Source organism: Methyloversatilis sp. MC4-4 (genome assembly GCF_049843555.1).
Classification (GTDB): Bacteria; Pseudomonadota; Gammaproteobacteria; order Burkholderiales; family Rhodocyclaceae; genus Methyloversatilis; species Methyloversatilis discipulorum_B.
This window is the reverse complement of record NZ_JBBHZK010000001.1, coordinates 662,283-675,571: the sequence shown is the minus strand read 5'-3', so window position 1 is coordinate 675,571 and position 13,289 is coordinate 662,283. Positions and strand designations below refer to the sequence as shown.

Annotated in this window: 10 protein-coding genes; 4 read left to right on the top strand and 6 right to left on the bottom strand. The window is 67.5% G+C overall.

Features of this window, described 5'->3' with window-relative positions; all coding sequences use genetic code 11:
- Positions 1-30 precede the first annotated feature (30 nt).
- The 4 genes from WDZ97_RS03130 to WDZ97_RS03115 form a co-directional block, all read right to left on the bottom strand.
- Positions 31-1,761 (bottom strand): fumarate reductase/succinate dehydrogenase flavoprotein subunit, encoded by a 1,731-nt coding sequence (locus WDZ97_RS03130; protein WP_425761763.1) that lies wholly within the window; start codon positions 1,759-1,761, stop codon positions 31-33.
- Positions 1,762-1,847: 86 nt separating this feature from the next.
- Positions 1,848-2,627, bottom strand: a complete 780-nt coding sequence (locus WDZ97_RS03125; RefSeq protein WP_425761762.1) for a GntR family transcriptional regulator — start codon at positions 2,625-2,627, stop codon at positions 1,848-1,850.
- 127 nt (positions 2,628-2,754) lie between these two features.
- The gene (locus WDZ97_RS03120) at positions 2,755-3,585 is read right to left on the bottom strand and encodes a sulfite exporter TauE/SafE family protein (RefSeq protein WP_425761761.1); all 831 of its coding nucleotides are present in this window, start codon (positions 3,583-3,585) and stop codon (positions 2,755-2,757) included.
- 228 nt (positions 3,586-3,813) lie between these two features.
- On the bottom strand, positions 3,814-4,824 hold the full coding sequence (locus WDZ97_RS03115; RefSeq protein ID WP_425761760.1) for a YeiH family protein: 1,011 nt from the start codon (positions 4,822-4,824) through the stop codon (positions 3,814-3,816).
- 100 nt (positions 4,825-4,924) lie between these two features.
- On the opposite strand from WDZ97_RS03115, the gene WDZ97_RS03110 reads away from it, so the two are divergent.
- Positions 4,925-5,830 carry a LysR substrate-binding domain-containing protein gene (locus WDZ97_RS03110; RefSeq protein WP_425761759.1) on the top strand — a complete coding sequence of 302 codons (906 nt, stop codon included), beginning with the start codon at positions 4,925-4,927 and terminating at the stop codon, positions 5,828-5,830.
- A 61-nt stretch (positions 5,831-5,891) separates the two neighbouring features.
- Here the strand turns inward: WDZ97_RS03110 and purL are convergent, their stop codons facing one another.
- Both purL and WDZ97_RS03100 read right to left on the bottom strand, forming a co-directional pair.
- On the bottom strand, positions 5,892-9,860 hold the full coding sequence (gene purL, locus WDZ97_RS03105; protein WP_425761758.1) for a phosphoribosylformylglycinamidine synthase: 3,969 nt from the start codon (positions 9,858-9,860) through the stop codon (positions 5,892-5,894).
- An 89-nt stretch (positions 9,861-9,949) separates the two neighbouring features.
- The gene (locus tag WDZ97_RS03100; RefSeq protein WP_425761757.1) at positions 9,950-10,354 is read right to left on the bottom strand and encodes a hypothetical protein; all 405 of its coding nucleotides are present in this window, start codon (positions 10,352-10,354) and stop codon (positions 9,950-9,952) included.
- Between the two features lie 306 nt (positions 10,355-10,660).
- Here WDZ97_RS03100 and WDZ97_RS03095 point away from each other — a divergent pair, with 306 nt between their 5' ends.
- Genes WDZ97_RS03095 through WDZ97_RS03085 form a run of 3 tightly spaced genes read left to right on the top strand, consistent with a single transcriptional unit; the run spans position 10,661 to position 13,199 of the window.
- Entirely contained in the window at positions 10,661-11,539 is an 879-nt protein-coding gene (locus WDZ97_RS03095; protein ID WP_425761756.1) for a tetratricopeptide repeat protein, read from the top strand.
- A 5-nt stretch (positions 11,540-11,544) separates the two neighbouring features.
- Entirely contained in the window at positions 11,545-12,108 is a 564-nt protein-coding gene (locus tag WDZ97_RS03090) for a DNA-deoxyinosine glycosylase (protein ID WP_425761755.1), read from the top strand.
- Positions 12,105-13,199: a calcium/sodium antiporter gene (locus tag WDZ97_RS03085; protein ID WP_304003839.1), complete on the top strand. Its 1,095-nt coding sequence runs from the start codon at positions 12,105-12,107 to the stop codon at positions 13,197-13,199. Before WDZ97_RS03090 ends, WDZ97_RS03085 begins: the two co-directional genes overlap by 4 nt.
- The last annotated feature ends 90 nt before the right edge of the window (positions 13,200-13,289 follow it).

Below are 13,289 nucleotides of genomic sequence, written 5' to 3'. Positions count from 1 at the left end.
GCGAACTCCTTGATGGATGTGTCGGTGGAATCAGGCGGCTTCGGCGTTGCGGGCGACGCGCAGGCGCTGGTAGGCGCTGCGCTCCTCGTCGTCGATCGGCACGATGTAGGGCTCGATCGGCTTCTTGCGCATCTGCATGCGGCCGTCCTCACCCTTGCTCAGCAGCGTGTGGCAGAACCAGTTTTCGTCGTCGCGCTCGGGGTGATCGACGAAGTAGTGGTAGAGGCCCCAGCGGCTCTCGGTGCGGAACAGCGAGGCGCGCGCGGCCATTTCGGCGCAGTCGAGGATGGAATGCGCTTCCATCGCGCGCATCAGCTCGTGCGGGTTGGCGGCGAACATCGCTTCGGTGTCCTCGCGGATTTCGTCGAAGCGGCGCAGCGCGATCTCGTACTTGCGGGTGATCTTGGGCGGCTGCAGGTAGTCGTTCACCAGGCGGCGCGTCTTGTATTCGATCTGGAAGGGTGTGAGGCCGTCGGTGCGACCGAGCGGCGCCAGGATGCGCGCCTCCTCCGCCGCGACGTCGCCAGCGCTGACCGCGCCCAGGCCGTGCTCGGCGCAGTAGGCGGCAGCGTTCTCGCCACACAGCCGGCCATAGACGAAGGCGCCCAGCATGTAGTTGTGCGGCACGCTGGCGCAGTCGCCGGCGGCGTAAAGCCCGGGCACCGAAGTCGCGCCACGCGCGTCGGTGTGGATGCCGGACGCGCTGTGGCCGCTGCAGAAGCCGATTTCCGAGATGTGCATCTCGACCATCTGCTTGCGGTAGTCGTTGCCGCGCTTTTCGTGGAAGCGGCCGCGGCTCGGACGTTCGTTGGTGTGCAGGATGTGCTCGATTTCGCTGATGGTTTCTTCGGCGAGGTGGTCGAGCTTGAGGAACACCGGGCCGTTGCCGCCTTCGAGTTCGTTGTAGAACTCCATCATCATCTGGCCGCTCCAGTAGTCGCACTCGATGAAGCGTTCGCCCTTGGAGTTGGCGGTGAAGCCGCCGAACGGGCCGGTCACGTAGGCACAGGCCGGGCCGTTGTAGTCCTTGATCAGCGGATTGATCTGGAAGCACTCGAGATTGGCCAGGTCGGCCCCGGCGTGATAGGCCATCGCGTGGCCGTCACCGCAGTTGGTCGGGTTCTCGTAGGTGCCCATCAGGTAGCCGGAGGCCGGCAGACCGATGCGGCCGGCCGCGCCGGTGCTGAGCACCGCCGCCTTGGTGCGGATGACATAGACGTCGGCGGTACGGCAGTCGAAACCCATCACCGCGACCACTTCGCCGCTTTCGCCGGTCAGCACGCGGGTGACGACCACACGGTTGGTCACCTCGACGCGTGCCTTCTTCAGCTGGCGGTAGAGGATCTTCTTCATGTGGTGACCTTCGGGCATCGGCAGCACGTAACTGCCCAGGTGATGCACCTTGCGCACCGCGTAGTCGCCGGTTTCGTCCTTCTCGAACTTGACGCCCCAGCGGTCCAGCTCGTTGATCATGTCGAAGCTGTTGGCGGCGTAGGCCATCACCGCTTCCTGATCGACGATGCCGTCGTTGGCGATGGTGATTTCCTTGACGTACTGCTCCGGCGTGGCGTGGCCCGGAATGACGGCGTTGTTGAGCCCGTCCATGCCCATCGAGATGGCGCCCGAACGTTTCACGTTGGCCTTGTCGATCAGCAGCACGCGCAGCTTGGGGTTCTTCTCCTTGGCCTTGACGGCGGCCATCGGGCCGCCGGTACCACCGCCGATGACGACGAGGTCGAATTCCATGTCGATGCGTTTCATGTTCTCTCCTTGATTTGGGGCTGCACTGTCGCGCCAGGACGCGCCGTTGCGAACGAAGAATTCCTGCGTTGCTTTCCAGCGGTGGATCAACTTCGGTCTATGCGCAGGCGGTACTGGAAGGCATCGCCGCGGTAGTAGAGGAATTCGAAATCGATGGGCCGGTCGTCGGCCCAGGTCAGGCGTTCGATGCGCAGCAGCGGCGAGGCTTCCGCGATGTCGAGATGACGGGCCAGCGACTCGTCGGCCGAGATCGCCTCGATCTGCACGTCGGCGTGCGTGAGGTTGCGGCCGAGGTCGTTTTCGAGAATGACGAAGATGTCGCGCGTGGCCAGGTCTTCCTGGGTCAGCCGTTCGCCGATGTCCGGCGGGAAGTAGCTCACGTCGACCGAGATGGGTTCGCGATTCAGGTAGCGCAGGCGCTGTATCTCGAACACCGGCGCCTCCGGCTTCAGCTGCAGCCGCTGCGCCACCACGGCACTGGCGGCGACCGGCTTCGCGCTGAGCAGCAGCGAGTAGGTTTCGTAGCCGGAGGTGGACATCGCCTCGCCGAAACCCTGCAGCCGCGACAGGCTCTGGAAGGCCTTGGGCTTGGCGACGAAGCTGCCCTTGCCCATCACCTTGAAGATGAGCCCCTCCTTCTGCAGATCGCCCAGTGCCTGCCGTATCGTGATGCGGCTGACATCGAATGCCGTCATCATCTGGCTTTCCGACGGCATCTGCGAATGCGGCGGGTAGCTGCCGTCGAGAATGCGCCGGCGCAGGATTTCCCGGATCTGCGTGTACAGCGGCATCTGCGATACCGGCGACAGCGCGTCCTCGACCTCCGCCGCGCCCGGGGGCGCGATCTGCTTGCGGTGGGGTGCCATGTTCGAGCTCCTGTTCAAGAACCTGTTATGACGGGTCATGTCATGCAAAGTCAGTGCCAATTTTTTCGCTCCGCACAACATGTTCAGAAATCTTTGATTTGACTGTGCTTTTCGTCGAGCAGCCGGTTCAGCACAGGCGGTCTTGCGCACCGCATTGCTGCACCGCCACAGTGCCCTGCACCAGCGCGACCGCATGCACCGGCCAGGCCGCCAGCGCGCCGGTCGCCATCAGCAGGCACAGCACCACACGACGAAAGTGACGCGGGTCCAGTCCGCGGTAGAGCCGTTCGCCGAGCAGCCCGCCGCCGTGAAAAAGTGGCGCCAGCAGCAGCCCCTGCAGCAGCAGCGACAGGCCGAACAGGCCCGACAGCACGATGGCGATCAGCGCCAGCGGGTAGAGGCATCCGAAATAGACGAGGAAGCTGGCGCGCGCCCGGTGACTGTCGGTTTCGACGCCCAGCAGATAGAGGACGGCCGGCGGTCCGCCGACACCGCCGAAGCCGGTCAGCACGCCGCTGAACAGACCCGCAGAGATCGAGCCCGCGTGACTGCGGCCACGCACCAGACGGGCGCCGGTCAGCAGCACCGCTGCACTGGCGATCACGGCGACGCCGATCACCTGGCCGAATAGTCGCGCCGGCAGTACGCTCACCAGCCACAGTCCGAGGGGAATGCCGGCACAAGCGGCGCCCAGCATGGGCAGCAGCACCCGGTGATCGACCAGCCGGCGCACCGACGGCGCCAGTGCATGCGTCAGCGGAAGCGCGTTCAGCAGCGTCACGATGCACAGTGTGTCGCGCGCCGACGCCACCGTGGACAGCAGCGGCGCCATCAGCAGCGCGGCACCGAAGCCGGTCATGCCGCGCAGCACGCCACCGGCGATCACCGCGCCGGCAATCACCGACCAGCTCGCGAGCGCGCGGTCCGGCCACAGCGTGTTCAGCAGCGAAGCATCCAATCGGTTCTCCCCGGCAGGACAGGCCGCCTGCGCATTTCGCAGCGTCCGCACCCAACCTGTCATGACAGGTCATGTCGAGCAAAAGCCGGACCAGCTCGCGCACGCGCAGCGTGCCGGTCGTCAAACCCTTTGCGGTCGCGGTTTCCGTCAGGAGGTGACGACTCGTGCGCGGCGCCGCCATGGTCCGGCGCGGTGCGCATGCATCGGCGACGCCCTGCTTGCGTGCGTTCATGCCAGTGCTCCGAGACTGACCAGCCCGAAGCCGGCAAGCAGCAGCCACAGCCACAGCAGCGCGGCCAGTGCCCACACGCGCCAGCCGGCATGCGCCATGTCGGCCAGCCGGGTGTTGGCACCGAGCGCCGCCAGACCGACTGCCAGCAGCGCCTGCGCGGCTTCCGCTCCGGCGGACTGCAGCCACAGCGGCAACAGCCCCGAGGCGTTGAGCGCCATCATCACGACGAAGCCATACAGGAAGAGCGGCACGCCCGGGCTGCGCAGCGACGTGGCGCCCGGCACGCGCAGCCCGGCGGCGATCAGCATCACCACCGGCGCCAGCAGCATGACGCGCATCATCTTCTCGACCAGCGCGCTGGCGGCCGCCTCAGGTCCGGCCGCGGCAGCGCCGGCGACGACATGGCCCAGTTCGTGTACCGAGAGGCCGACCCAGAGACCGAATGACGAGTCGTCCAGACCGCTGAGCGGCCGCAGCAGCGGCAACAGATACATGCCCAGCGTGCCGAACACGACCACCGCCAGCACCGCCGCCGACACATGGCGTGCGCGGGCGCCGATCACGCTGTCGGCAGCGGCCACCGCCGCCGCACCGCAGATCGCGCTGCCGCAGCCGATCAGCACCGCGGCCTGCGTGTCGAGCCCGAGCCGACGGCCCAGCGTCAGGGCCAGCGCCAGCGTGCTGAGCACGATCGCCAGCGCCATCGCCAGCCCGCTCCAGCCCACGCTGCCCAGTTCGTCGATGCCGATGCGCAGACCGTACAGCGCGATGCCGGCGCGCATCAGCGTGCCACGCGCCAGGCGGAATCCATCCGCGCCGCGCGTCGGCAGCGCGGGCCACAGATTGCCGACCACGATACCCAGCGCCACCGCCAGCGGCAGCCACCCGAAACCGTGCGCCGACACGCCCGGCACGGCGGACAGCGCCGCCGCGGCAGCCGCAACGGCCACCGACGCGACAAGGCCGGTCGGCAGGCTGTAAGCAGTGAGGGCGGTGGTCGAATTCATGGATGCGTCGCGGGCTGCAGGAAAGTGAGTGCAGCGTAAGCGGCGCGCCATTCATTCTTCTATATCATGCAAATCACTGATCGATTACCGTGGGTAATGCATGAACCTGCATCTTCTGCGCATCTACGTGAAGGTCGTCGAAGTCCAGAGCTTTTCGCGTGCCGCGGAAGCGCTCGACATCACGCAACCCGCCGTGTCGAAAGCAGTGCGCGAGCTCGAATCCCAGCTCGAAACGGTGCTGCTGGATCGCCGCGGCAAGACCTTCAGGCCGAGCGAATCGGGTCGCGCACTGTACGACTACGGACGCAGCATCCTGGCGCTCGAACGCGAGGCGACCGAAACCATCCGCGCCTACAGCTCGCTCGAACGCGGGCGTCTGACCGTAGGTGCGAGCACCACCATTGCCACCTACTGGCTACCGCCCTTCCTGGTCGATTTCCACGCCCGCCACCCACATGTCGAACTGCAGGTGATCAGCGGCAACACACGGCAGATCGCTGACCTGCTGCTCGATTGCCGGGTCGATGTGGCGCTGGTCGAGGGCGAGGTCGACGACGCGCGACTGAACCGCCGCATCTGGCGACGCGACGAAATGGTCATCATCGCGCCACGCGATGCCGATCTGCCGACCGGCGGCGTGCTGCGGCCGGCCGATCTGGTCGACCACACGTGGATCGTGCGCGAACGCGGCTCGGGCAGCCGTGCCGCCACCGACCGCGTACTCGACGAGATGGGCCTGACGCCGGCACGCGCGATCGAGGTGGGCAGCAACGAAGCCATCGTGCAGACGGTGGCCGCCGGCCGCGGCCTGGGCATGGTGCCGCGCATCTGCGCCCGCGACCAGCTGGCGCTCGGCCGCATCCGCCGGCTGCATCCGGGCGGCGCCGCGATCCAGCGCACGCTTTACCGCATCCGCCTGCCCGAGCGCCCGATCAGCCCCGCCGCCCTCGCCTTCGAGGCGCTGATCGCGGACACGCACACGGCCACGGACGCGGCGACAGAGTGAACATCACGGCCCAGAAATGAAGAAGCCGGCTTGCGCCGGCTTCTTCATGTCCGCAGCGGGATCAACCCACCCACACCCGCGCATTCCTGAACATGCGCATCCACGGGCTGTCCTCGCCCCAGTGCGCCGGGTGCCAGCTCATCTGCACCGTGCGGAACACGCGTTCCGGGTGCGGCATCAGGATGGTGACGCGGCCGTCGTCGGTGGTGACCGAGGTGATGCCGGCCGGCGAGCCGTTCGGATTGCGCGGGTAGCGCGTGGCGATGGCGCCGTCGTGGTCGATATAGCGCATCGCGACCTGCGCCAGCGACTGTGCCTGTTCGTCGTCGAACACCGCGCGGCCTTCGCCGTGGGACACGACGATGGGCAGCTTGGAGCCGGACATGCCGCGGAACAGGATGGACGGCGAATCCGCCACTTCGACCATGGTGAAGCGCGCTTCGAACTGCTCCGAGCGGTTGCGCTCGAAGCGCGGCCAGTGCGTGGCGCCGGGAATAATGTCGCGCAGCTGGCTCATCATCTGGCAGCCGTTGCAGACGCCCAGCGCGAAGGTGTCCTCGCGTTCGAAATAGGCGGCGAAGGCGTCGCGCAGTTCCGGATGGAACAGGATGGACTTGGCCCAGCCGGAGCCGGCGCCCAGCACGTCGCCGTAGGAGAAGCCGCCGCAGGCCGCCAGACCCTTGAAGTCGGCCAGCTTGACGCGGCCGGCCATCAGGTCGGACATGTGCACGTCCTGCGCGTCGAAGCCGGCGCGGTCGAAGGCCGCGGCCATCTCGACCTGACCGTTCACGCCCTGCTCGCGCAGGATGGCGATGCGCGGACGCACGCCCTTCGCAATATATGGAGCGGCAACATCCTCCTGCGGCTCGAAGGTCAGCGCCGCGAACAGGCCGCTGTCGGCGGTGTCGTCGAGCAGCGCGAATTCCTCGCGTGCGCAGTCGGCATCGTCGCGCAGCAGTGCGATGCGGTGGCTGGTTTCGGTCCACGCCTTCTGCAGTTCGGCGCGCGGCTCACTGAAGATGACCTTGGCGTTGTGCCAGAGGCGGATCTCGTCGCGGTCGTTCGGGCTGCCGATGCCGTGCGTGACGCCGGACAGCCCGGCTTCGCGCAGGATGTCCATCACCTGCGAACGCTGATCGACGCGGATCTGGACCACCGCGCCCAGCTCCTCCGCGAACAGCGCGGTGAAGGTGCGGTCGTTGAAGCGGCCGCGCACCGCGTCCGGCTTCTTGGCCAGCGAATCGACGTCGACCAGCAGCGGGTCGTAGGCCAGCGTATCGAGATTGATCGACAGGCCCACCTTCGAAGCGAACGCCATTTCGCACAGCGTGGCGAACAGGCCGCCGTCCGAGCGGTCGTGATAGGCCAGCACCAGACCTGCGTCGCGCAGGCGGTTGATCGCCGGCAGGAAACGGCCGAGCAGCACGGCGTCGGCGTCCGGCGCATGTTCGCCGACCACGCCGTAGGCCTGCGCCAGCGCCGAACCGCCGAGGCGGTTCTTCATCTGGCCGAGGTCGAGCAGCAGCAGTTCGGTATCGACTTCCGGGTCGATCAGCAGTTGCGGCGTCAGCGTCTTGCGCACGTCCTCGACGCCGGCGAAGGCGGTGATGACCAGCGACAGCGGCGACACCACTTCCTTCTGCGCCTCGCCTTCGCTCCAGCGCGTCTTCATCGACAAGCTGTCCTTGCCGACCGGAATGGCCAGACCCAGCGCCGGACAGAAATCGATGGCCACCGCTTTCACCGTATCGAACAGCGCGGCGTCCTCGCCCTTGTGTCCGGCAGCCGCCATCCAGTTGGCGGACAGCTTGATGCGCTCGAAACTGCGCACGTCGGCGGCGACCAGATTGGTGATCGCCTCGCCGATGGCCATGCGGCCGGAAGCCGGCCCGCTGAGCAGCGCGACCGGCGTGCGCTCGCCCATTGCAAACGCTTCGCCGCGGTAGCCGCTGAAGCTTTCGGTGGTGACGGCGACGTCGGCCACCGGCACCTGCCACGGACCGACGAACTGGTCGCGCGCGGTGAGGCCGCCGACCGAGCGGTCACCGATGGTGATCAGGAAGGACTTGCTCGCCACCGCCGGCATGCGCAACACGCGGTAGGCGGCGTCCTTCAGGTCGTAGCCGGCCACGTCCATCGGCGGCGCGTAGGCCGGGCGGCGCTGCACCGTACGGTGCATCTTCGGCGGCTTGCCGAGCAGCACGTCCATCGACATGTCGACCGGCTTGGTGTTGAACAGCGGATCGGCCACCGTAAGCTGGCCGTCGGACGTCGCCTCGCCGAGCACGGCGAAGGGGCAGCGCTCGCGTTCGCACAGCGCGCGGAATTCATCGACACGCTCGGGCGCGATCGCGAGCACGTAGCGCTCCTGCGATTCGTTGCACCACAGTTCGGCCGGGCTCATGCCCGACTCTTCACTGTGGATGGCGCGCAGGTCGAACCAGGCGCCGTGACCGGCGCCGTGCGCCAGTTCGGGCAACGCATTCGACAGGCCACCAGCACCGACGTCGTGCACGGCGAGGATGGGGTTGTCCTCCTGCATCTGCCAGCAGCGGTCGATCACTTCCTGCGCGCGGCGCTCGATTTCCGGGTTGCCGCGCTGCACCGACGCGAAGTCGAGGTCAGCGGTATTGGTGCCGGTGGTCATGCTCGATGCCGCGCCGCCGCCGAGGCCGATCAGCATGGCCGGCCCGCCCAGCACGACCAGCTTGGTGCCGGCCGGGAACTCGATCTTCAGCGCATCGCGCGCGGCGATGTTGCCGATGCCGCCGGCGATCATGATGGGCTTGTGATAGCCGCGCATCTCGCCCATGAAGGGCAGTTCGAAGGTGCGGAAATAGCCCGCCAGATTGGGGCGGCCGAATTCGTTGTTGAAGGCGGCCGCGCCGAGCGGGCCGTCGATCATGATCTGCAGCGCCGAAGCGATGCGCTCCGGCTTGCCGTAGAGCTCGCCGTCGACACGCTCCCAGGGCTGTTCGAAGCCTGGGATGTTCAGATTGGATACCGAGAAGCCGGCCAGACCGGCTTTCGGCTTCGCGCCGCGGCCGGTCGCGCCCTCGTCGCGGATCTCGCCGCCGGCACCGGTGGCCGCACCCGGGAAGGGCGAAATCGCCGTCGGGTGATTGTGCGTCTCGACCTTGGCCAGGAAGTGCATGGGTTCGGAATGCCAGCCCCAGCGGCCGTTGCGATCCGGGTAGAAGCGGTCGACCGGCGCCGTGGTGGCGCCCTCGATCACCGCCGCGTTGTCCGAATAGGCGACCACCGTGTGCTGCGGCGTCGCGCGATGGGTTTCGCGGATCATGCCGAACAGGCTCATGTCCTGCGTCGCGTAATCGATGTTCCAGCTGGCGTTGAAGATCTTGTGCCGGCAGTGTTCTGAATTGGCCTGCGCGAACATCATCAGCTCGACATCGGTCGGGTCGCGGCCCAGCTTGGTGTAGGCGTCGAGCAGGTAATCGATTTCGTCATCGGACAGCGCCAGACCGAGCTCGACGTTGGCGCGCTCCAGCGAGCCGCGGCCGTCGGCCAGCGATACGCTGACCAGCGGGCGCGGTGCGACGTGGCTGAACAGCGCGTCGGCGTCGTCGAGCGAGGCCAGCACCGATTCGGTCATGCGGTCGTGCAGCAAGGCAGCCAGTGCGGCACGCTCGGCGTCGTCGGGGCCGCCGCCCAGCAGGCCGCGAGCCAGTTCCAGCTCATACAGCACGCCGCGTTCGACGCGCTGCACGCTGTCCAAGCCGCAATTGCGTGCGATATCGGTCGCCTTCGACGACCACGGCGAAATCGTGCCCAGACGCGGCGTGACCAGCAGGGCATCGCCTTCGACGACGGCTGCCGGCTGTGCATTGAGCAGCGCGCACAGCTTGTTCAGCTCGTCGGCCGACGGCTGCGCCGTGCATTCAACGAAGAAATACTGGGTGGCGGTGAGCTCGCGCAGCTTGGGAACCGCAGTGCGGCATTCGTCGGACAGGCGCGCCAGACGCGCGGCGGAGTATGCGGGCGAGCCGCGGAGCTTGAGGAGATGGGCCATGAAAGGACAGCGGGGAAGTGGGCCGCGCACCTGTGTGCGCGGATAAAACCCGATTATACGGGTTCGCCCCGCCCGCTGCCCCTGCGCGCTTACTGCTGGAAGCGGGCCTTGGCCTGCTCGACGCACGCATCCTTGGCGTTGCCGCTCATTTCATTGCAGCGGGCCTTGGCGGCCGCGTACTGGGCTTCGAGACGGTCTTCCGCCGTGTCGGCCCGCGCCTCCCCGGCCTTGCGTCTCACTTTGGCGTCGGCCAGGGCCGATTCGCGAGCGGCCTTGGCTTCCTTGACGCACGTCTTCTTGGCGCTCGAATCCAGCGCATCGCAGCGGGTCTTCGCCGCGTCGTAATCCATGTCGGCGCGCTTCTTCGCCGCGTCGTACTGGGCTTCGGTCTGCGCCTCGATACGGTCTTCGACGTCGGCAGAGGCGGCGGGCAGCGAGAACGCGGTCAAGGCGATCGAACACAGTACGGTCAGCACTCGGGCTTGAGTTTTCATTGGACACTCCTTGGTTCGTTTGATGATGGCCTCCTCAAAAGAGGCCGTCGGATGTTTCAGAGGCAGCACAAGCAGGGCCGCGCCCCGATGACTGCAGCCTAGGCCCCGCGGCACGAATGGCGCGTAAGACGTCGGGGCACGCCATGTAGGCGAACACCACCCGCGACTGTCGGACGCGCCGAACTGGCGGAAGACGCCCGCTTCGCAATAGCATCTGTATCTGCGGCATGCTCGTCAGGGCACTGCACCCGGACACCGACCGGCGTGTCGGCTGGCGAGCGCCGCGCGAAAAGGAGCCGAAGCACGATGTCCGCCGTTGTCCCTCTGCCCGACGTGATCGACGCGAACCTGACCAATTTCCAGCGCGACGTGATCGACGTGTCCCAGCGCATGCCGGTACTGGTCGACTTCTGGGCGCCGTGGTGTCAGCCCTGTCGCGTCCTGACCCCCAGACTGGAGGCGCTGGCCGCCGACTACGCCGGCCGGGTGCGTCTGGCCCGGATCAATTCGGACGACAACCCTGAACTGGCGCGCCGCTTCGGCGTGCGCGGCATCCCCAACGTGAAGGCCTTTGTCGGCGGCGTTGTGGTCGATGAATTCACCGGCGTGCTGCCGGACCGCGAACTGCGCGATTTCATGGACGCGCTGCTGCCGTCGCCCGCCCTGTCCGCCTTCGAAGAGGCGCAGGCCGCGCTCGCCCGCGGCGACGCCACCGCCTCGCTCGGTCTGTTCCAGGGCGCGTTGGCCATCGATCCGGGATTCGAACCGGCGGTGCTCGGCCGGGTCGAGGCGCTGATTGCGCTCGGTCGGCTCGACGACGCCCAGTCCGCGCTCGACGCGTTGCCCTATGAGCAGGAAGACCGTGCACGCATCGGCACGCTGTACGCCCGCATCGCCATCGCGAGCCGGCAGCCGGGCGACGGCGATGGCGACGAGAACTACGCGGCCCGCATCGCGCGCAATCCGGGCGACCTGACCGCCCGTCTCGCCTTCGTTGCAGAGCTTGCCGCACGCGAACAATGGGAGGAAGCGATGGAACAGGCGCTGGAAGTGGTCCGCCGCGACCGCAGCTTCGAGGACGACGCCGGCCGTCGCGCCCTGCTCGACCTGTTCGCGCTGCTCGGCTCGGACGACGAACGGGTGCGTCGCTACCGGCGCGAACTGGCCGCCGTGCTCAACCGCTGACCACGATGGCGGAACGGGTACGCTGCTTTCCGCCGGTGGCCGATCCGGCCACCGCGCGCGTGCTGATCCTGGGCTCCATGCCCGGCGTGGCCTCGCTGACCGCGCAGCGCTACTACGCCCATCCGCGCAACCAGTTCTGGCCCATCATGGGTGCGCTGTTCGGCGCCGGTCCCGACCTGCCTTACGCCGAGCGGCTGCGCGCACTGACACGCGCGGGCATTGCACTGTGGGACGTGCTCGAAAGCTGCGAGCGCGCGGGCAGCCTGGACGCCGCGATCGACGTCCGCAGCGCGCAGGCCAACGACTTCGCCGCCTTCTTCGATGCGCACCCGGGCATCGTGCGCATCGCGTTCAATGGCGGCACGGCGGAAAAGCACTTCCGCCGCGACGTGATGCCGCATCTGCGGCCGTCTGTGCGGGCGCTGGATCTGCTGCGCCTGCCCTCGACCAGCCCGGCGCACGCCGGCATGCGTGCGCAGGAAAAGCTCGCGCGCTGGCGCACGGCGCTGCAACCCCTGTGCGCGTCCGCGGTCGAAGCGCCGCTTTCAACCGACACCATCCACACATGACCACCCTGCTCCTGTTCGCGCTCGGCCTGGGCGCGCTGATCGCCGGCGCCGAACTTCTGGTGCGCGGCGCCTCGAAACTGGCCCTCTCCTTCGGCATCTCGCCGCTGGTGGTCGGCCTCACCATCGTCGCCTTCGGCACCAGTTCGCCGGAAATGGCGGTGTCGGTGCAATCGGCCTGGGCGGGCAAGACCGATATGGCGGTCGCCAACGTGGTCGGCAGCAACATCTTCAACGTGCTGTTCATCCTCGGACTGTCGGCGCTGATCACGCCGCTGCTGGTCGACAAGCAGCTGATACGGCAGGAGGTGCCGATCATGATCGGCGCCTCGCTGCTGTTCGCCGGCCTGACGCTGGACGGCGGCCTGTCGCGCGCTGAGGGCGGTCTGCTGTTCGGTCTGCTGATTGCCTACACCGCCTTCCTGATCGTGCAGAGCCGTCGTCAGAACGCCGGCCTGGGCGAGGAGTACGCGGAAAGCCTGCACAGCGAGGAGATCGCCGCCCATCCCGAGGCCTGGGACGCCAAGCTGCCGGTGCAGCTGGCCCTGATCGCAGGCGGTCTCGGCCTGCTCGTGCTCGGCTCCAACCTGATGGTCGACGCCGCCATCGTGTTCGCCCGTCATCTGGGCATCAGCGATACGGTGATCGGCCTCACCGTGGTCGCCGCCGGCACCTCGCTGCCGGAGGTCGCCGCGTCGATCACCGCGGCACTGCGCGGCCAGCGCGACATCGCGGTCGGCAACGTGGTCGGCAGCAATACCTTCAATCTGCTCGGTGCGCTCGGCCTTTCCGCCGTGGTCGCACCCGACGACCTCGTCCTCGGCTCGGCCATGCTGTCCTTCGACATCCCGGTCATGGTGGCCGTCTGCATCGCCTGCCTGCCCATCTTCGCCACCGGCAACCTGATCGCGCGTTGGGAGGGTGGCCTCTTCTTCGCCTACTACTGTGCCTACACGCTCTATCTGATCCTGGCAGCCAAGGACCATGACAATCTCGCCGATTACGCATTCGTGATGCAGACCATCGCGCTGCCGTTGACGGCGGTGACGCTGATCGTGATCAGCGTGCGCCACTGGCGGCGGCCCAGGAGCTAGATACCGGCCCTCCGCGCGGCATCCGCGCGCCGTCAGCATCGTGCAAGCAATCCGCAGGCATACTGGACAGATGAGCCGATCGACGCCATT

What these genes read in the sequence shown, in the direction of transcription:
- WDZ97_RS03115 (WP_425761760.1), bottom strand. Translation starts at nt 4,824, where the DNA reads ATGAATTCGACCACCGCCCTCACTGCTTACAGCCTGCCGACCGGCCTT.
- WDZ97_RS03125 (WP_425761762.1), bottom strand. Translation starts at nt 2,627, where the DNA reads ATGGCACCCCACCGCAAGCAGATCGCGCCCCCGGGCGCGGCGGAGGTC.
- WDZ97_RS03090 (WP_425761755.1), top strand. Translation starts at nt 11,545, where the DNA reads ATGGCGGAACGGGTACGCTGCTTTCCGCCGGTGGCCGATCCGGCCACC.
- WDZ97_RS03100 (WP_425761757.1), bottom strand. Translation starts at nt 10,354, where the DNA reads ATGAAAACTCAAGCCCGAGTGCTGACCGTACTGTGTTCGATCGCCTTG.
- WDZ97_RS03085 (WP_304003839.1), top strand. Translation starts at nt 12,105, where the DNA reads ATGACCACCCTGCTCCTGTTCGCGCTCGGCCTGGGCGCGCTGATCGCC.
- WDZ97_RS03110 (WP_425761759.1), top strand. Translation starts at nt 4,925, where the DNA reads ATGAACCTGCATCTTCTGCGCATCTACGTGAAGGTCGTCGAAGTCCAG.
- purL (WP_425761758.1), bottom strand. Translation starts at nt 9,860, where the DNA reads ATGGCCCATCTCCTCAAGCTCCGCGGCTCGCCCGCATACTCCGCCGCG.
- WDZ97_RS03130 (WP_425761763.1), bottom strand. Translation starts at nt 1,761, where the DNA reads ATGAAACGCATCGACATGGAATTCGACCTCGTCGTCATCGGCGGTGGT.
- WDZ97_RS03095 (WP_425761756.1), top strand. Translation starts at nt 10,661, where the DNA reads ATGTCCGCCGTTGTCCCTCTGCCCGACGTGATCGACGCGAACCTGACC.